The 19,714-nt window shown below is 47.7% G+C and carries 12 protein-coding genes; all 12 read left to right on the forward strand.

The genetic code is table 11. The features are described from left to right. Window positions 1-8 precede the first annotated feature (8 nt). The 12 genes from NQ542_RS09715 (at window position 9) to NQ542_RS09770 (ending at window position 19,431) form a co-directional block, all read left to right on the forward strand. A complete protein-coding gene (locus NQ542_RS09715) occupies window positions 9-1,943 on the forward strand; it encodes a RagB/SusD family nutrient uptake outer membrane protein (protein WP_039850175.1) in 1,935 nt (644 codons plus the stop codon). 444 nt (window positions 1,944-2,387) lie between these two features. Continuing rightward, complete coding sequence (locus NQ542_RS09720; RefSeq protein WP_005640756.1) at window positions 2,388-2,771, forward strand: HU family DNA-binding protein; 384 nt, start codon at window positions 2,388-2,390, stop codon at window positions 2,769-2,771. A gap of 39 nt (window positions 2,772-2,810) precedes the next feature. Beyond that, window positions 2,811-4,898 (forward strand): BT4734/BF3469 family protein, encoded by a 2,088-nt coding sequence (locus tag NQ542_RS09725; protein WP_005640753.1) that lies wholly within the window; start codon window positions 2,811-2,813, stop codon window positions 4,896-4,898. A gap of 274 nt (window positions 4,899-5,172) precedes the next feature. Then, complete coding sequence (locus tag NQ542_RS09730; RefSeq protein ID WP_005640751.1) at window positions 5,173-6,339, forward strand: Gfo/Idh/MocA family protein; 1,167 nt, start codon at window positions 5,173-5,175, stop codon at window positions 6,337-6,339. Window positions 6,340-6,371: 32 nt separating this feature from the next. Further along, window positions 6,372-9,470: a glycoside hydrolase family 2 TIM barrel-domain containing protein gene (locus NQ542_RS09735; RefSeq protein ID WP_005640749.1), complete on the forward strand. Its 3,099-nt coding sequence runs from the start codon at window positions 6,372-6,374 to the stop codon at window positions 9,468-9,470. 216 nt (window positions 9,471-9,686) lie between these two features. Then, on the forward strand, window positions 9,687-11,267 hold the full coding sequence (locus tag NQ542_RS09740) for an SUMF1/EgtB/PvdO family nonheme iron enzyme (protein ID WP_005640746.1): 1,581 nt from the start codon (window positions 9,687-9,689) through the stop codon (window positions 11,265-11,267). A gap of 35 nt (window positions 11,268-11,302) precedes the next feature. Then, window positions 11,303-12,688 (forward strand): Gfo/Idh/MocA family oxidoreductase, encoded by a 1,386-nt coding sequence (locus tag NQ542_RS09745; RefSeq protein WP_005640744.1) that lies wholly within the window; start codon window positions 11,303-11,305, stop codon window positions 12,686-12,688. A gap of 3 nt (window positions 12,689-12,691) precedes the next feature. Next, window positions 12,692-13,633, forward strand: a complete 942-nt coding sequence (locus NQ542_RS09750) for a sugar phosphate isomerase/epimerase family protein (protein ID WP_005640742.1) — start codon at window positions 12,692-12,694, stop codon at window positions 13,631-13,633. Window positions 13,634-13,657: 24 nt separating this feature from the next. Further along, window positions 13,658-14,347, forward strand: coding sequence for a hypothetical protein (locus tag NQ542_RS09755; RefSeq protein ID WP_005640741.1), 690 nt, complete (start codon window positions 13,658-13,660; stop codon window positions 14,345-14,347). A gap of 11 nt (window positions 14,348-14,358) precedes the next feature. Then, window positions 14,359-14,937: a LuxR C-terminal-related transcriptional regulator gene (locus NQ542_RS09760; RefSeq protein WP_005640738.1), complete on the forward strand. Its 579-nt coding sequence runs from the start codon at window positions 14,359-14,361 to the stop codon at window positions 14,935-14,937. Between the two features lie 84 nt (window positions 14,938-15,021). Continuing rightward, window positions 15,022-17,346, forward strand: a complete 2,325-nt coding sequence (locus NQ542_RS09765; protein WP_005640736.1) for a TonB-dependent receptor — start codon at window positions 15,022-15,024, stop codon at window positions 17,344-17,346. Between the two features lie 3 nt (window positions 17,347-17,349). Continuing rightward, entirely contained in the window at window positions 17,350-19,431 is a 2,082-nt protein-coding gene (locus NQ542_RS09770) for a TonB-dependent receptor (RefSeq protein ID WP_005640735.1), read from the forward strand. Window positions 19,432-19,714: the final 283 nt, after the last annotated feature.

Here is a 19,714-nt window from a genome sequence, read left to right on the forward strand (position 1 = left end):
TAATTATTATGAAAACAAAATTGAAATATATCTGCCTTTCGGCAGCAGCGGGACTGACACTTTCACTTAGTTCTTGTTCCGACTTCATGGACCTCACACCTGAAGACCAGTATGACGAAGCGACAGTCTGGTCGGATGCAGATTTAGCAAAAACGGTTGTCAACGATGTCTATTCGTACGTATGCGACATAGCACAAGAAGTAAATCCAGACGCCTGGACAGATGATGCTTTCTTTACGCACGTATACGGATGCCGTGATATCAACGAGGCGACCGTCTCACCGAGCAACTTGGGCGCTTACGACCGTGACGACTGCCCGTTCAAATGGAGCAAGCAATACAAAGGGATCTATCGTGCCAATCTGGTTTTGGCAAATATCGACAACGTTCCTGAAAAAACCGGTGTAGACTTGAATATATTGAAAGGAGAAACTTATTTCCTTCGGGCATATATCTACACTGAGTTGCTCCGTGGTTTCGGTGGCGTACCCATCGTAGACAAAGTGTATAGCATTGAAGAAGCTTCGGCCTTAAATTTACCACGTGCCAATGTTGCGGATGTAATGGATTTTATTCTGAAAGACATCGAACAAGCTACCAACCTATTACCTGAACAACAAATCGGTGTCAATTTAGGTCGTGCTACCAAAGGAGCAGCTAAAGCATTAAAAGCACGTCTGTTACTGCATGTAGCCAGCCCATTGTTTGCTGATCGTACCGTCAATAAATTAGAGTGTAACCAATATACAGGTGACCGTCAAGCATTATATCAACAAGCATTAGATGCCGCTAAAGATGTTATCAATGACAGCAATTACTCTTTGATTGACTGTAATGCCGGTACCATCAAGGAAATTGCAGAAAAATTCCATAACATCATTATCACGAACAACGAAGAGACTATCTGGTCGAAACAGTATGTAAACAAAGATTTGAATGCCGACAACTGGGTTCGTAACCGTGTAGCCCTATTGCATGGGCCGAACGGTTATCACAACTGGGCCGGAACAGCTCCGACACATGACTTGGTGATGGCTTTCGAAACAGAAGAAGGTAAAATCCCGAATACGCTATTGAAACCGGGTGAATCAACCACCGAAAATCCGTATATGAACCGTGAACCACGTTTCTATGCAACTATCGGTTATGATGGTGCAGAGTGGGGACGCCCCAGAGCTTCCGATGGAGCCGTGTTCGATGCGACTCCACTGGGTAACCTGCAATTCGGTTATTATGAATTAAGTGAAGGCGGCAATAACGTCAATGCCATATATTCAGTTGATGACGATAACAATCCCATCAAGCAGGAAAAATTCAATGGTATGGTCGGCGTTGATACCCGTATGGGACAGATCGAAAACTGGAATGGTACTTACACCGGCTATTTGGAAAAGAAATTGATCGACGGTTCTGTAGCAGCCAACGAACACAACTTCCAAACTTGTCCGATGCCTTACATCCGCTTAGCCGAAATGTATTTGATTGCAGCCGAAGCCTGTATCGAATTAAACAAATTGGATGAAGCAGTCATTTATATAGACGCTATCCGTGGACGTATCGGTCGTCCAGATACCAAAGCCACATTGGCTGTTCGCGGACAAACATTCAACCAAAGTGATCTGCGTGAATTCCTGCGCCATGAACGTCGTGTCGAATTAACTTATGAACATTCACGTTATTATGACATACGTCGCTGGATGATTGCACCGGAAATCGGAAACAAGAAATTAACCGGTGTATCAATTGTCGGCCGTTTAAAACCGGGCAAGACAGCATCTTTACCGTATGTTCATGACGAAGAAGTCTATAATTACACCTGGACAGTTCTCAATCTGAACTATATTGAGAAACGAAAATGGGACAACAAGATGTATTTCGCACCAATCAAGTTAGAAGAAACATTACGTAATCCGGCAATCATACAGAACCCGTATTACGAATAATATCTACTCCTAAACAATCAGACTAGGGAGGAAGTAAAAAACTTCCTCCCTATTTTTTCTTGTGTATATTTTGTAATATCACTCTATCACTTTTTCATGATATCATATTAATTATCAACCGATAAAGAAGTGATACATGCCCTTTTTTATGTATCACTTCCCTATCACCATCCATCACTTGTCTCGTCCTGAAATAGGTTGACTGTGTATTAAAACAAGTCTCATTTATTTTTAAAAAAACCATTGATTTTCTTGCATTTCCTCTATATTTTTATTATCTTTGTAAGGACTTAAAGTCATATACATCCGGATGTTTCCAACCCCTACACCCCCATGTACAGACTGCCGTCACCCGGGTGTTCAGAAATGTAAATCCGGGTGTAAAGAAAGTTAATCAGGCACTTCTCTCAGTTTTATTCATTGGTTTTATCAAAAATACAGCTTATGTCACACGCTTATGTAGTACGTCCCAAAGTGGACAAAAGCGGAGAAACAGAAAAAATCCGCTATTATGGTGTCCCGGTAACATCGGGGCAAGTATCGACCGAACAACTGGCTACGTATATCTCTACCCGGTGCACATTTTCAAGAGGAGAAATACTGGCGGCCATAATCGAGATCGGACGCGAAATCCAGTTCCAGCTGGATATGGGATACACCATAAACCTTCACGGCATAGGAACATTGTTCCTCTCGGCCGGAAGCGAAGGATATGAAAACCCGAAAGACTGCACGCCTCATCGCGTGAAAGCTAAACGACTATGCATCAAGGCTGATCCGGAAATGAAGAAGTTCATAAAAAGACTCAAGTTCGAAAGGTGGAAATGATTTGCAAGTTGAAATTCACGACTAAAAAAACAATCAAAAATGAAGGTAACGTTATATCGATATGAAAAGGGGACGCTCGTCATGCGTTCCGTCGAAATGGAAAAACTGCAGGCGGCCCTACGAACAGAGAATCTCAACAAACCAATCAGCACCACACGCGACAAAGTCATGTTTGCATTGCCCGGCACACAAAACAGCGACATACAGAAACTTCCGGTGGTCGTTTTCGGAGGGACTTTCCGCAAGACAGGAGACCCAAAGCCTCCCATGCGCGACTATTCGGGATTGGTGCTGCTCGAAGTAAACCATCTTTCCGACTTGCAAGAAGCGGTACAAATCCGCCAACAAGCCGCCACGATGCCGCAAACGCTACTGGCATTCATCGGCTTTAGCGGGAAAAGCGTGAAAATAGTGATCCCGTTCACACTGCCGGACGGAACGCTTCCACACTCACCCGAACAGATCAAACGATTCCACTCGCAAGCCTATTTGACGGCAGTCAAATACTACCAGCCACAATTAGGACGTAACATCACGCTGAAAGAGCCAGTCCCACAGCACGGATGCCGCATGAGCTACGACCCCCAGCCGGTATATAACCCCGATGCCGTTGCCATCCGGATCGAGCAACCGGCACAGATGCCCGATTCGGAAGAAATCCGTATCATCCCGGAAGAACCATCCGAACCACTTCAAAGGCTAATGCCCGGTATGTCACGCAACTATCGGATCGCTACACTGTTCAGCATAGCGATGGTAGACGCCATCCGAAAATCAGGACAGATAAAAGACGGGGATCTCAAGCCGGTCTTTACCCTATTAGCCGATAATTGCCTGAAAGCCGGTATCCCGGAAGAGGATGCCGTACAATGCACACTACTTTACAACGATCTGAGATCCAAAGAGATGGAAATCCGCATGACTTTCCGATCCGTCTACACACTGAAAGAAGCGCTCGCCGGAAAAACATTCATGCCTGAAATCATGTCGCTGACTTTGCAATTAGAAGAATTCATGCTGCGCCGTTACGAAATCAGAAACAACAAGATGAGTGGCGAAGTGGAATACCGAGACAAATCGCTCCTACGTTTCACATTCAGCCCTTTCACCCGCGAAGTCCGCAACTCCATCTGTACGGAAGCGCACAAAGAAGGGTTGAACGTCTGGGATAAAGACATCGAACGATATGTTTACTCGGACAACATACCCACTTTTTTCCCGATAGAAGAATATCTCGGACATCTGCCCAAATGGGATGGCAAAGATCATATCCGGAAGCTTGCCAAACGCGTACCTTGCAACAATATCCGATGGGCAGACCACTTCCACAGATGGTTCCTCAGTATGGTAGCGCACTGGTTAGGGTTGGACCGGGAACATGGCAACAGCACTACTCCCCTACTGGTCGGCGACCAGGGATGCGGCAAATCGACTTATTGCCTGAACATCCTGCCTCCCGAACTGCGGCAGTTCTACACAGACAGCATCGATTTCAGCAAGCGCCGGGATACGGAGTTGGCTTTGCACCGCTATGCCCTGGTAAACATAGACGAGTTCGATTCCGTCAAGGATACGCACCAAAGCTACCTGAAGCATATCCTGCAAAAAGCGAATGTCAGTACACGGCTGCCCTATCAGACGGCCAACAGGAATTTAAGACGTTACGCCACATTCATCGCGACAAGCAACAACTTCAATATCCTGACCGACCCGACCGGTAGCCGGCGTTTCATTTGCATCGAAGTCACAGACACCATCGATTATATACAACCGATCGACTACGAGCAGCTGTATGCACAGGCGATGGAAGCATTGGCTAACGGCGAACGCTACTGGTTCACACACGAGGAAGAAACCGAAATAGTCGCCAACAACCGGCAGTTCCAGCAAATACCGCCCGAAGAACAACTGTTCCTGCAATATTTCCGACTCCCGAAAAAGAATGAGGTAGGCGAATTTCTTCTGTCGATAGAGATTTTAGGGCGGATCAAGCAGAAACAACGTGATTTCAGCTACACAAAAACCGTCATTTCCAACTTCGGACGTCTTTTGAAGCGAAACGGCATTCCTTCGAAAAGAAGCAACAGAGGCACTATATATCAGGTAGTTGAGCTAAGCAAGTCCTAAAAAGACTTTTAACTTATAAAAAAGCGGTGACATATGAGTGATATAAGCGTGATAGATATTTCAAGCACCAATTGCATATCATCATACTAATATACAGTCAGTTAAAAATAAAAAGTGATACAGTGATATTGATTTTCGGAATCAAGTTTTTTTTGTATATGACATATACACTTCGCATAACAAATTATTTATTGCAAAACACATTGCACTTATTACAACATTTTGTAACTTTGGGCAATATCTCAATTCACCGAATTGCTAATTTAATAATATCATGAAGAACAGAAAATTAAGAATGGGAATGGTTGGAGGAGGTAGTGACGCCTTCATCGGGGCGATCCACCGTCGCGCAGCCTTTATGGACAATCAGATCGAATTAGTTTGCGGATGTTTCAGCGTAGACCCTGAGATATCCAAAAGCTCCGGTTTATCGTACTTTTTGCCGGAAGACCGGATTTACAGCACTTACCAAGAAATGTTCGAACACGAAATGACCTTACCGGAAGGAGAAAGGATGGATTTTGTCACGATCGTGACTCCCAACCGTTGGCATTTCGAACCAGCTATGATGGCTCTTGAAAGAGGGTTCCATGTGGTCGTGGATAAACCGATGACGTTCTCACTCGAAGAGGCCAAACAACTACAGAAAAAAGTGGAAGAGACCGGATTAGTGCTGGCTCTGACACATGTATACTCGGCCTATCCGGCAGTAAAAGAGGCGAAAGCCCGTATCGCGAAAGGCGAACTCGGAAAATTGCGCCGCGTCTATGTAGAATATACGCAAGGATGGCTTTCCGAACGTATCGAATTGCTAGGTGGCAACAATGCCGGATGGCGCACGGACCCGAAACGTTCCGGCAAAGCCGGTTGCATAGGGGATATCGGAACACATGCCTGGCATTTGAGCGAATATATTACCGGACTGAAAGTCAAAGAACTATGTGCCGACCTGAAGGCATTCGTTCCCGGACGTCCGATCGATGACGACGGGGCGGCATTCCTTCGCTACGAAAACGATGTGACAGGCGTCTTGACCGCAACACAGATTGGAACAGGCGAAGCCAATAATATCCGCATCCGTATTTATGGTGAAAAAGGCGGACTGGAATGGCGCCAGATGGAGCCGAACACGCTGACATTGAGATGGAGAGATCGTCCGACTGAAATATTGGATATCGGCAACAACGGCTACCTGACCCCCGAAGCCCTGTGGAATACCCGAACTCCGGCAGGACACCCGGAAGGTTTTATCGAAGCTTTTGCCAATATCTACCGCAATTTCTCACTTACCGTCAGAGCTATCAAAAACGGAGAAACACCCAGTGGAGACTGCTTGGATTTCCCGACCGTATACGATGGCGTAAGAGGTATGCAATTCATTGAAACAATGGTGGAAGCCGGATATAACGACAATGTAAAATGGCAAAAATGGATTGATTGAAATCCTGAAAAACCGTAAATAAATAACATCTTATGAAACTAAACGTACTTGCTTGCTGCCTGTCCCTGCTCGGGACGGCAGCTTTCGCTCAAAAAAACGAGTGGAGAGATCCTAACGTAAACGAGATCAACAGAGCTCCCATGCACACCAACTATTTCGCATACGAAGACGAAAACAGTGCATTGAAAGGATGTAAGGAATCATCCGGGAATTTTATGACCTTGAACGGTAACTGGAAATTCTTCTGGGTAAAAAATGCAGATATGCGCCCGACAGATTTTTACCAGGTGAACTTCAACGACAAGGGATGGGATAATCTGAAAGTACCCGGCTTGTGGGAACTGAACGGTTATGGCGACCCGATCTATGTGAATGTCGGGTATCCTTGGAGAAGCCAGTTCAAGAACAACCCGCCTGAAGTTCCTACGGAAAACAACCACGTAGGTTCTTACCGTAAAGAGATCATGGTTCCGGCAGACTGGAAAGGAAAAGAGATATTCGCTCATTTCGGTTCTGTCACATCAAACATGTATCTTTGGGTGAACGGACAATTCGTCGGCTACAGTGAAGACAGCAAACTTGAAGCCGAATTCAATCTGACCAAATACCTGAAACCAGGGAAAAACCTGATCGCATTCCAGGTGTTCCGCTGGTGCGACGGGACTTATCTGGAAGACCAGGATTTCCTCCGCCTCTCCGGAGTGGGCCGCGACTGCTACCTCTATGCCCGCACTCCGAAATACATTCAGGACATCCGCGTGACTCCGGATTTGGATGCACAATATAAAGACGGTACTTTAAATGTTTCCCTGAACCTGAAAGGCAGCGGGACAGTCGACCTGAAACTGTTAGATAAGGCCGGCAAAGAAGTCGCTACTTCGTCGGTCAAAGGTTCGGGCAAAGTTTCCACCGACATGGCAATAAGCAATCCTGAGAAATGGACTGCCGAAACTCCGGTTCTCTACACACTGATCGCCACTTTGAAAAACGGCAGCAACACGACTGAGGTTATTCCGGTGAAAGTCGGTTTCCGCAAGATCGAATTGAAAAACGCCCAGATATTGGTAAACGGACAACCAGTCTTGTTCAAGGGAGCCGACCGGCACGAAATGGATCCGGACGGAGGTTACGTCGTATCGCCGGAGCGCATGATCCAGGACATCAAGGTCATGAAGGAATACAATATCAATGCCGTACGTACTTGTCATTATCCAGACAACAATTTATGGTATGACCTCTGCGACAAATATGGTATTTATGTCGTTGCTGAAGCAAATGTAGAATCGCACGGTATGGGATACGGTGACAAGACGTTGGCTAAAAACCCGCTGTTCGCCAAAGCACATATGGAACGCAACCAGCGCAACGTCCAGCGTGGTTATAATCACCCGTCCATCATTTTCTGGTCATTAGGCAACGAGGCCGGCATGGGTCCAAACTTCGAAGCTTGTTATACCTGGATCAAGAACGAAGACAAATCACGTGCCGTGCAATACGAACAGGCACGGACAAGCGAATTCACCGATATCTATTGCCCGATGTACCGCGACTATAAAGGTAGTGAAGAATATTGCAAGGGAGACATCGACAAACCGCTTATCCAATGCGAATATGCGCACGCGATGGGCAACTCTCAAGGGGGATTCAAAGAATATTGGGATCTGATCCGCAAATATCCGAAATACCAAGGTGGCTTTATCTGGGATTTCGTTGATCAGTCTTTGCGTTGGAAAACAAAAGACGGCGTTCCTTTCTATGCTTATGGCGGCGACTGGAACAAATATGACGCTTCCGACAACAACTTTATGGACAACGGCTTGATAAGCCCGGACCGCAAACCGAATCCGCATATGCACGAAGTCGGGCATATCTACCAGTCCATCTGGGTGACTCCATCCGACTTGGCTAACGGTGTCGTAAACGTATACAACGAAAACTTCTTCCGTAACCTAGACGGTTACTATGCAGAATGGGAATTGCTGGCTAACGGCGAAGTGGTTCAGACAGGCATGGTCAAAGACCTGGAAGTAGCTCCGCAACAGACCAAGTCCATAAAACTGAATTATAGCACAGAGGGCATTTGCAAATGCAAAGAACTCTTGCTGAATGTGGCCTTTAAGTTGAAAAAAGCGGAAACATTGCTGCCTGCCGGTTATACGGTAGCCAAAAACCAGTTGACGATCCGCCCGTACAATGCTCCGAAACTGGATTTGCAGAATGTACACCAAGTGAACATTGAGACTGTCATTCCGACCATTAAAGATAATGACATCAATTATCTGATCGTCGAAGGAGAGAATTTCCGCATGGACTTCGATAAGCATGACGGTTTCTTGTGCAGATACGATGTAAATGGCATGACGATGCTGAAGGAAGACGGAAAACTGACTCCGAACTTCTGGCGTGCTCCGACCGACAACGATATGGGAGCCAACCTGCAAAACAAATATGCCGCCTGGAAAGAACCGGGATTGAAACTGGTTTCTCTGACAAACAAAATCGAAAACGACATGGCTACTGTCAATGCCGAATACACGATGGATGCAGTAAAAGCCAAATTGTATCTGACTTATACGATCAACAACGAAGGCGCAGTGAAAGTCACACAGAAAATGGTAGCCGACAAATCGGCTGAAGTTTCCGATATGTTCCGTTTCGGCATGCAGATGCAGATGCCTAAATGCTTGGATCAGATCAACTATTACGGCAGAGGTCCGATCGAGAACTATTCCGACCGTAACAACGTCACCGACCTGGGTAATTACAGACAGACTGTAGACGAACAGTTCTACTCTTATATCCGCCCGCAGGAAACAGGGACCAAAACGGATATCCGTTGGTGGAAACAGACCAACAAAGGCGGTAACGGACTCATGTTCATTTCGGAAGCTCCGTTCTCGGCTTCAGCCTTGAATTATTCGATCGAATCACTTGACGACGGAGTACAGAAAGACCAGAGACACTCCGAACTTGTACCTCAGGCAAACTACACCAATATGTGTATTGACAAGGTACAAATGGGATTGGGTTGCGTCAACAGTTGGGGAGCGCTTCCACTGGAACAATACCGTATCCATTACGGAGATTATGAATTCTCTTTCATCATGAAACCGATTCAATCTAATTTATAAACAGCAATAAATGAAGGGAGCTGTCCCCGCATTTCCATTCAAGAAGCGGGGACAAGTTCCTATTTTTACAAAAATTGGTAAAAAAGCATAATCACTATGCATATTTCGTTAAATAGTGGGTGCAAACTTTTATTTTATGTAGAAAAAGACTACTTTTATTGCCGATTTTTAAATCTAATTCAGGACTAATTGTAAAATCGTTTACCATAAAAACAAATGGCTACTAACAACAATTCTAATCGCTATCCTTCCGAAAAAGGGAGATTTTTCAAAGGAAAAACCTTCATTCTTTTGGTCGGATTACTTCTCGGGGCAGGCATTATGGTTGCCGTATATAAAACATCCGTCTATTTCTCTTCCGATGAATCTTGTATGATGTGCCATGTCCATCCGCATGCGGAAGACAGCTGGAAGCTCTCCAAACACGTAAATAACGGAAGCGGCGTTAAAACACATTGCGTGGCTTGTCACCTTCCGCCTCAAAACGACACCTGGAATCATTATACGGCTAAAGCCAAATTGGGATTGAAAGACGTATGGTCCTTCATGACAAAAGACAGTGCGGATTTCGACTGGAACACCAAGTCGGAACTGGAACATGCCGTCAAATATATTCCGAACGAATCCTGCAAGGAATGCCATCAGAACTTGTTCCCGGAAGGGATTAACCAGGACGGCATTACTGCTCACCTTTATTATGACGAAAACGAAAAGAAACTGGATTTACAGTGTATCAGCTGCCACCTCGACGCCGGACACTATAATCCGGATTATAAACACGGCAAATTAACAGGTATTCCCGGAGCCGCCACGGCTACTGTTGATACCAGCCTTTATTTCAAGACGGCGACACCTGTCACATCTTTTACCGATTATACGGAACAAATTCCGGGTACGGCCGTTGCATTCAAAATGGTCGCCATTCCGGGCGGTACATTCAAAATGGGTAGCACCGATAAAGAACCGTTCCATAAGGCAGATGAAGCTCCGGTTCGAAACGTTACGGTCAGTCCGTTCTTTATGGCTGAAGTAGAAGTGACGTGGGATCAGTATTGGGCATTCTACGGACAAACCATGAGCGAAGGACGTACTCCGCCCGAAACCGTATATGCAAATAACAGCAATCCGGATGTCGATGCCATTTCCGGCCCGACTCCTCCGTTCGGATTCCCCGACCAGGGATGGGGCGCAGGTGACCGTCCGGCTATCACGATGACACACTATGCTGCAGAAACATTCTGCCAGTGGCTGTCCAAACAAACAGGGAAAAAATACCGCCTGCCGACCGAGGCAGAATGGGAATATGCAGCCCGTGGAGGAACGGAAACTCCTTATTTCTTCACCGGGAACCCGAAAGATTTTTCAGACCAGGGATTCTGGCGTAAGTTCTTCGATGCAAAAACAGACAGCATCAGTTCATTCGTGATTTACGCGAAGAACAGCAAAAACAGAACTCAAGAGCCGGGCGAAGTGAAAGCGAACCCGTTCGGTTTGAAGAATATGTTGGGTAATGTAATGGAATATTGTGCCGACAAATATGATCCGAAGGCTTACAGCAAAGGGGGCGATAACGTGACCAACCCGTTAATCACAGAAGGAGAAGAATGGGTTGTACGCGGCGGTAACTACACTTCCGATGCGGCAGACGTTCGTTCTGCAGCCCGCGATTATACAAAGCATGATGCCTGGTTGAAGACTGATCCGCAACAACCGAAGAGTATCTGGTGGTATTCGGATATCCGCGGTATCGGTTTCCGTGTGGTTTGCGAACCGGACCCGGCAATTGGAGCGAAATAACAGATGTTTAATTGATACCTAAAAATTACTATATCATGAAGAAAGAAAACAGTATTAGCAGAAGATCGTTTTTAAAAAGTACAGCTATGGCCGGAGCACTGGGTGCAATCGGCACAGGTAGTGCAAGTGTATTAACCTCATGTGCAGGCGGCGGCGAAAGTGCAGCTGCAAACAAACCTCTGAAAGAACCTGGAACTTATTATATTCCGGAATTGCCCGATAAGGCTACTGACGGAAAAGAACTGAAAGCCGGTGTTATCGGTTGTGGCGGACGCGGTTCCGGTGCAGCAGAAAACTTCTTGGATGCTGCAAACGGCGTGACAGTCGTTGCCGTTGCCGATACATTCAAAGAACGTGTAGACGCTTTGGCCGACAAGCTGAAAGAAAAAGGATGTAATATTCCTGAAGACAAACGTTTCGTTGGTCTGGATGCATACAAACAATTGATCGATAGCGGTGTCGATGTTGTCATTATTGCAACTCCTCCCGTATTCCGTCCGGTACATTTCCAATATGCGGTTGAAAAAGGCAAACATTGTTTCCTGGAAAAACCGATTTGTGTCGACCCGGTAGGCTATCGTACGATTATGGCAACCGCCAAACAGGCTCAGGCAAAGAATCTATGTGTCGTAACAGGTACACAGCGTCATCACCAGCGCAACTATGTCGAATCTTACAAGAAGATCATGGAAGGTGCTATCGGTGAAATTACGGGTGGTGTAGTTTACTGGAATCAGAGCATGTTGTGGTTCCGCGAACGTCAGAAAGACTGGAACGATTGCGAATACATGATCAAGGACTGGGTAAACTGGAAATGGTTATCCGGAGACCATATCGTGGAACAGCATGTGCACAACATCGATGTATTCACATGGTTCAGCGGCTTGAAACCGGTTAAAGCTGTCGGTTTCGGTTCTCGCCAACGCCGTATCACGGGCGACCAGTATGATAACTTCAGCATCGATTTCACAATGGAAAACGGCATCCACTTGCATAGTATGTGCCGCCAGATTGACGGTTGTGCCACTAACGTCAGCGAATTTATCCAAGGAACAAAAGGTTCTTGGAACAGTGCTGAAATGGAAATCAAGGACAATGCAGGTAACGTCATCTGGAAATACGATGGTGAAGCAGAAAAGAACGCACATACACAGACAAATCCATATGTATTGGAACATGTAAACTGGGTAAACTGCATCCGTGGCGGCAAACCTATCGAACAGGCTTCAGAAACAGCTGTTGCCAACATGGCTGCTATCATGGGACGTGAATCAGCATACACCGGTGCAGAAACGACATGGGATGCAATGACTGCTTCTCCTCTGGATTATACTCCGAAAGACCTGAACTTAGGCAAGATGGATATGAGTGGATTTACAGTTCCGGTTCCAGGAAAACCTCGTGATGAAAAGAAAAAATAAAATATGGCACTGAACAGAAGAAACTTTTTAAGAGCAACTCTGGCAGGCGCGGCTGTTGCAGCCGGTAGTTCAGCTTTTGCTGCCTGTGGCGGCAAGGCTGCTTCTACAGAAGGTTGTCCGGCAGAAAAGGGATCATGTCCAAACAGCAAAGCCGAGTTGAAGATATCCTTTCAGGAAGGGATTGCACCGGGAGCTAATCTCAACGAGAAATTTGACTTGATGGAAAAGTTAGGTGTCGTTGGTTTCGAACCGGGCGGACGTGGCCTGAAAGATCGTGTAAAAGAGATCAAGGAAGCACTAAACGGACGCAACATCAAAGTGAGCGCCATCTGTGCTGGTTTCCAGGGGTTCATCCTCTCGACAGATCCGGCTATCCGCAAGCAGTGCATGGACACGATGAAAGAGATCATTGCTCCTGCAGGCGAACTGGGTTCTACGGGTGTGATCATCGTCCCGGCTTTCAACGGTCAAAAACCGGCTATGCCTCATACGCAGGAAACGCGGGATTTCTTATGCGAACAATTCAATGAAATGGGTAACTTTGCAAAAGAGCACGGGACTACAGTTATCTTTGAACCGCTCAACAGGAAAGAAGCATTCTATCTTCGTCAGGTAGCGGATGCAGCTTCCATCTGCCGCGACATCAACAATCCGGGTGTACGCTGTATGGGTGACTTCTGGCACATGACTTGGGAAGAGACTTCCGACATGGGAGCTTTCCTTTCTGCAGGCGAATATCTGCAACACGTGCACGTTGCCAGCCGTAAACGCCGCAGCATGCCGGGTGAAGACGGAGAAGCAGATAACTACGTTAACGGCTTCAAGGGCCTGAAGATGTTGGATTACGACAAATATGTAAGTTTCGAATGCGGATGCCAGGGAGACCGGAACGTTTTGGTCCCTGCCGCAGTGGAACTATTACGAAAACAATGGGAAGAAGCATAAAATATGCCATTAGTATATCCTAATATGCAAATGAGTGAGGTGGTGGAAGAGCACCCCTCACTCATTCCTGTCATTAACCGTTTTGGAATCCGCCTGGGCTTAGGCGACAAATCGGTAAAGGCGATTTGTGAAGAATACCGGCTGGATACCGACTTCCTCTTGACGGTAATCAACACGTTTCTCAACGAGGAATACTTCCCGGAAAAGAAGCTACAAACTTTCCATACTTCACAGATTATCGATTATCTGACTAAAACCAACCAGTATTACCAACGCTATCAAATCCCGAATATAGAAAGGCATCTCGGTTCATTCATATCGATGAGTACGCCGGGAAACAACACGCTCAACCTGATCGGAAAGTTTTTCTCATCCTTCAAAGAAGAGCTGACCTCACGGATCGAAAAGGACGACCGGGTCTGGTTCCCCTATTGCCTGTCATTAAGCGAAAAACTGAAAGATTATCCATCTTCCGGGCAGGTCGAAGCATTGCACCTCGGAACGGAACAGCGATTGGAAGATCCGATAGAGGCCTTGTTGGCGGATCTGAAAAGCATCATGGTCAAGCATCTTTCCGGCGACTATAATGAGAACTTATGCTACGCCGTCATATTTGCCATCAGCAGTTTGGAAAAAGATATCAAACAACACAACCGCATCCGCTACCGGATATTGACACCGATGGTTTCGGCTATGGAAAAGTTGTGTATTTAACAAACAGCCGGATGCATCGCAACAAGCAAATAGCAATCATATTATCCGACACGCTACAAAGCATCGGCCTGCAAAGCATGCTGACCGACTATTTTCCACCGGTAGAGATCAGCCACTACCCTACTTTCGAGGCATTTTCGACTTCCGGCAACGATACGTTCGACTACTACTTTACAAATGCCGCTTTATTTGTCCTTTATGCAGACTTTTTCCTTCCCCGCCGGAGCAAGACGATGGTCCTGATCGACGAAACCGAAGGTGAAGGGGGACTATCGGCAACCAGCCATATCACGATCAAGGCCTCGCAGGAAGTCATCATCGAGCAGTTGGAACAACTTTTTACCGGAGAAAACAACAGTATTTCCAGCGACAACAACAAGGAACTGTCCACCCGCGAAACGGACGTCCTCCAATTAATCGTCAAAGGCAGCACCAACAAAGAAATTGCAGACAAGCTGAACATCAGCCTGAACACAGTCCTCAGCCACCGCAAGAACATCACGACCAAGCTCGGCATCAAAACAGTATCGGGACTTACCTTCTATGCCATCATGAACGGCATTATTTCAGGCGACGACATCGAACTTTAAAATCACTACATGTAGTGATTGATTCCCATTCATCTTTACCGTTCCTTTGCAACCGTAAAATACTAATAGTTTACAATTAATACGATGAATCAACGCTATCTGTATGTCCTTGTCGCAGGCGCGCTTACGTGTTTGCAACCGATTAAAGCCGAACGGGTGAATGAAAATGTGAACGACACGATCAAGACCTATAATATAGGTGAGGTGATCGTCACTTCTTCCACAAAGGAGACGAACGATCTCCGCACGCTTCCGGGAGCCGTTTCCATCCTCTCGCCCCAAGCGATAGCAACCAGGCAGATAGATGCTCTCAAGGATATCAGCGCTTTCGTCCCCAACCTTTATATGCCGGACTACGGTTCGAAAATGACTTCGGCCATTTATATACGCGGAATCGGAGCGCGTAGCAGCGGGCAATCCATCGGATTATATGTCGACAATGTCCCCTATCTGGATAAAAGCGCTTTCGATTTCGAGCTGAACGATATCCAACGCATCGAAGTTTTACGGGGACCGCAGGGAACCCTCTACGGACGTAACGCAATGGGGGGCATCGTCAACATCTACACCCTCTCCCCCTTCGATTACCAAGGGACAAAAGTCACGATGTCGATGGGCAATTACGGGGCGGCAAAAGCCAAAGTGTCCCAATACAGCAAGATCGGAGAAAACATCGGGATCTCGCTAAACGGGTATTACGACCGTAACGACGGCTTTTTCATCAACGAATATAACGGCACAAAGGCAGACAAAGAGGAATCGGCAGGCGGCCGATTCAAATTAGAGGGGTATATTACGGACCATCTGAAGGCGCAATATACATTCAACTATGACTATGTAACGCAAAAAGCCTTCCCCTACGGGCAGTACGACCCGCAGACCGGGGCTGTGCAGCCGATCCGCATCAACGATCCGAGTTCCTACTGGCGCCGCACGCTGAACAACAGCCTGTATCTGGAATGGAAAACAGACCGTTTTATCCTCTCTTCCACCACGGCCTACCAATATCTGAAAGACGACATGAAGATGGACCAGGACTATACGGAACAGTCTGTTTTCACCCTTCACCAAAAGCAGAAACAATATGCCTGGAGCGAAGAACTGGCAATCAAATCCAATACAAAAAGCAATTACCAATGGAGCTTCGGCGCCTACGGTTTTTATAACAGCCTGAACACGGACGGCCCTGTGATCTTCAAGAAAGACGGGCTGACGGGCATTTTGCAGAAAGCGTTCGACGACATACTGGCGAATAACCCAAAAGCACCGAAGCTTACTGTCCAGGGGGACGAACTGAACCAGATTTATTTCCCCGGAAACTTCGACACGCCGACCTACGGCTTCGCGGCTTTCCACCAATCGACCTACAATAACCTTTTTGTCGAAGGGCTTTCCATCACCGCCGGTATCCGCCTGGATTACGAGAAAGCGAACCTGGACTATCATTCGGCAGTAGACAGCATGAAGATCGGTGTGGAAATGGGCCCGATGAAAATGACGCTACCGGTCACGACGACTATGGACGGCAAGATCTCACAGGATTTCCTGCAAGTATTGCCGAAAGTTTCGCTCCGTTACCAGTGCACACCCGAAACATTCACGTATGTCTCGGTCGCCAAAGGATACAAGACAGGAGGTTATAACGTGCAGATGTTCGGCGATCTGGTCCAGGCCCAAGCCAAATACGACCTGATGTCGAAGTTCGCACCCGACAAAGCCGAACAGCCGGGCGAAGTGAAAGACATCGCTTCCTATAAACCGGAACACAGCTGGAACTACGAAGCAGGCATCCGCAGCGAACTGGTCCGGGGCAGGCTGAGTGCGGAACTGACCTTCTTCTACATGGACATCCGCGACCTCCAACTCACCAGCTTTGCCGAGAACGGCAGCGGACGCATGATCACCAACGGAGGAAAGGCGAACAGCTATGGCGTGGAACTGAGCCTGCGCAGCCGTATCACGGACGGACTCACCGCCGACCTCAACTACGGTTTTACCCGTGCCACTTTCCGCGATTACATCTTCACGGACAAGGACGAGAACAGCCAGATCGTGAAAACGGACTGCAAGGATAATTTCATTCCTTACACGCCGCGCCACACCGTCAGCCTGGGATTGCAATACACGAAACTACTCCACCGGAAGATGATCGACCAGTTCATCGCATCCGCCCAGTTCACCGGAGCCGGCAAGATCTTCTGGACGGAGAAGAACGACATCAGCCAGCCGTTCTACGGCCTCGTCAATGCCAAAGTGGGCGTCCGCAAGGGAATCGTCAACCTCAACTTGTGGAGCCGTAACATCACGAACACGGACTACCAGGCGTTCTATTTCGAATCGTTCAACCAGTCGTTCATCCAGAAAGGCAAACCGTTCCAGATCGGCGGCGAAATCACCGTTACATTTTAAGACATGAAACTATTATACTACCTCCCGATGCTGCTCTGCCTCGCCTATACGGCAAGAGGGGAAGAGATAGAAAAAGATACGGCGAAGATCCGCAATGTCGAACTGAACGAAGTGGTCGTGCAGTCGTTCAAGCAACAGCGCGACCTCCGGCTGGAACCCCTGTCGGCATCGGCCGTGACGGGGACGGCGATCCAGAACCGGAACATCACGGGGATCAAAGAGTTCAGTTCCTTTATCCCGAACCTCTTTATGCCGGACTACGGATCGAAACTGACCTCGCCGGTCTATATCCGCGGGATCGGATCGAAAATCAACGCTCCCTCAGTCGGGCTTTATGTGGACGGTATCCCCTATTTCGAAAAATCGGCTTTCGATTTCGATTTCAACGAGGTGGACAGGATCGAGGTGCTGCGCGGTCCGCAAGGGACGCTCTACGGTCGTAACACGATGGGCGGCATCATCAACGTCTATACGAAATCGCCCTTGAAATACGAGGGGACAAATGTCTGGCTTTCCAACGGCAGCTACGGTTACCGCGATTATGCCCTCTCTCATTATAAAAAGATCGGAGAAAAGTTCGGATATGCCATCTCCGGTGATTACCGGAACAGCGACGGCTACTTCACCAACCTGTTTACAGACAAGAAAGCGGACGACATGAAGTCCGGCTCCGCCCGCATCCGCCTGGAATGGAAGCTTCAGAAGAACCTTTCTTTCGGGCTAATGAGTTCGTTCGACCGTTCAGTCCAAGGCGGCTATCCCTACGCCGTCTGCGATTCGGTCACGCATAAACCGGGCGAAGTCGACTACAACGATTACAGTTTCTACAAACGGACGCTTTCGACGACCGGCTTCTCGGCAGATTACCAGGGGACGGGCTACAGCATCAACAGCCGGACCGCCTTCCAATATCTCTCGGACCATCAAGGCATCGACCAGGATTTCTCTCCCCGAAGCATCTATTTCGCGCGTCAGGATATGAAGCAGAAAATGTTTTCCGAAGAGCTGAACATCAAATCGACGACTCCCGGACGTTACAAATGGCTGTTCGGCGCCTTCGGTTTCTGGCAGGGGATCGACAACACCGTGACACTCGATTATTTCACCAAAGACTATGCGACACGCAAGCTGTACGACACGCCGGCCTATGGTGTCGCCTTCTACCACCAATCCACAATCGACGACCTGCTGACGCGCGGCCTGTCACTGACTTTCGGCATCCGCTACGATTATGAGCATACCTCCAACGATTTCCTTTTCTATAAAGAAACGGACGGCGGCAGCGAACAGATGGACGCCTTCGACAGCCGGCTCAAGTTCAGCCAGGTCACGCCGAAGATCGCCCTGCAATATATGTTTCCCTCCACCGGCATGCTCTATGCCACCGTGACGAAGGGATATAAGACAGGCGGCTTCAACACCTCTTTCGACCGCGAGGAAGACCGCACGTTCCGCCCCGAAACCAGTTGGAACTACGAATTGGGAGCCAAACACCCGTTCCTCGACAACCGCCTGAACGCCGAGTTCTGCTTTTTCTGGATCGACTGGAAAAACCAACAGATTTACCAAATGCTCGCCACCCAGAACGGGCAATACCTGCGCAACGCCGGGCGCAGCGAGAGCAAAGGCGTCGAGGTCAGCCTGCAAGGGAATCCGGTCAACGGGCTGATGGTGCAGGTGAACTACGGCTTCACGCATGCCACCTTCAAAGATTACAAGGACGAACGGCGAGGCATTGACTACAGCGGGAATTTCCTGCCGATGGTCCCGCGCCACACTTTCGCTGTCGGAGCCGATTATACGATCCCGAACCCTTGCCGTCACATCGACCGCTTCACGGTCAGCGCGAACTACACCGGGACGGGACGCATCCTGTGGAAAGAAGACAACAAGGTTTCGCAACCTTATTACGGACTGTTGAATGCAAAAGTATCTGCCACAAAAGATTTTATTACCTTTGCGATCTGGGCGAAAAATATGACCGGTGCAGACTATTCGGCTTTCTATTTCGAGACAGGCGGAAAGGGCCTGGCACAAAAAGGAAGGCCGTTCACGATCGGCGGGAATATACAATTGAGTTTTTAAAAGTCTCGGCAGAAGTTCGGACGACACTTTAAAAGTTCTTAAAGTCCCCGACCGAACTTCGGACGACACTTTGAAAACTCTTAAAGTCCCGGCCGAATTTCGGACGACACTTTGAAAACTCCAAAAGTCCCGGCCGAATTTCGGACGACACTTTGAAAACTCCAAAAGTCCCGGCCGAAGTTCGGACGACACTTTGAAAACTCCAAAAGTCCCGGCCGAATTTCGGACGACACTTTGAAAACTCTTAAAGCCCCAGCCGAATTTCGGACGACACTTTGAAAAC

The sequence above is a fragment of the Parabacteroides merdae ATCC 43184 genome (assembly GCF_025151215.1).
GTDB classification, from domain to species: Bacteria; Bacteroidota; Bacteroidia; order Bacteroidales; family Tannerellaceae; genus Parabacteroides; species Parabacteroides merdae.

Bases quoted from the DNA above. Each gene is read 5' to 3' on its own strand.
- NQ542_RS09735 (WP_005640749.1), top strand. From the start codon at position 6,372: ATGAAACTAAACGTACTTGCTTGCTGCCTGTCCCTGCTCGGGACGGCA.
- NQ542_RS09760 (WP_005640738.1), top strand. From the start codon at position 14,359: ATGCATCGCAACAAGCAAATAGCAATCATATTATCCGACACGCTACAA.
- NQ542_RS09730 (WP_005640751.1), top strand. From the start codon at position 5,173: ATGAAGAACAGAAAATTAAGAATGGGAATGGTTGGAGGAGGTAGTGAC.
- NQ542_RS09740 (WP_005640746.1), top strand. From the start codon at position 9,687: ATGGCTACTAACAACAATTCTAATCGCTATCCTTCCGAAAAAGGGAGA.
- NQ542_RS09765 (WP_005640736.1), top strand. From the start codon at position 15,022: ATGAATCAACGCTATCTGTATGTCCTTGTCGCAGGCGCGCTTACGTGT.
- NQ542_RS09715 (WP_039850175.1), top strand. From the start codon at position 9: ATGAAAACAAAATTGAAATATATCTGCCTTTCGGCAGCAGCGGGACTG.
- NQ542_RS09770 (WP_005640735.1), top strand. From the start codon at position 17,350: ATGAAACTATTATACTACCTCCCGATGCTGCTCTGCCTCGCCTATACG.
- NQ542_RS09720 (WP_005640756.1), top strand. From the start codon at position 2,388: ATGTCACACGCTTATGTAGTACGTCCCAAAGTGGACAAAAGCGGAGAA.
- NQ542_RS09750 (WP_005640742.1), top strand. From the start codon at position 12,692: ATGGCACTGAACAGAAGAAACTTTTTAAGAGCAACTCTGGCAGGCGCG.
- NQ542_RS09755 (WP_005640741.1), top strand. From the start codon at position 13,658: ATGCAAATGAGTGAGGTGGTGGAAGAGCACCCCTCACTCATTCCTGTC.
- NQ542_RS09725 (WP_005640753.1), top strand. From the start codon at position 2,811: ATGAAGGTAACGTTATATCGATATGAAAAGGGGACGCTCGTCATGCGT.
- NQ542_RS09745 (WP_005640744.1), top strand. From the start codon at position 11,303: ATGAAGAAAGAAAACAGTATTAGCAGAAGATCGTTTTTAAAAAGTACA.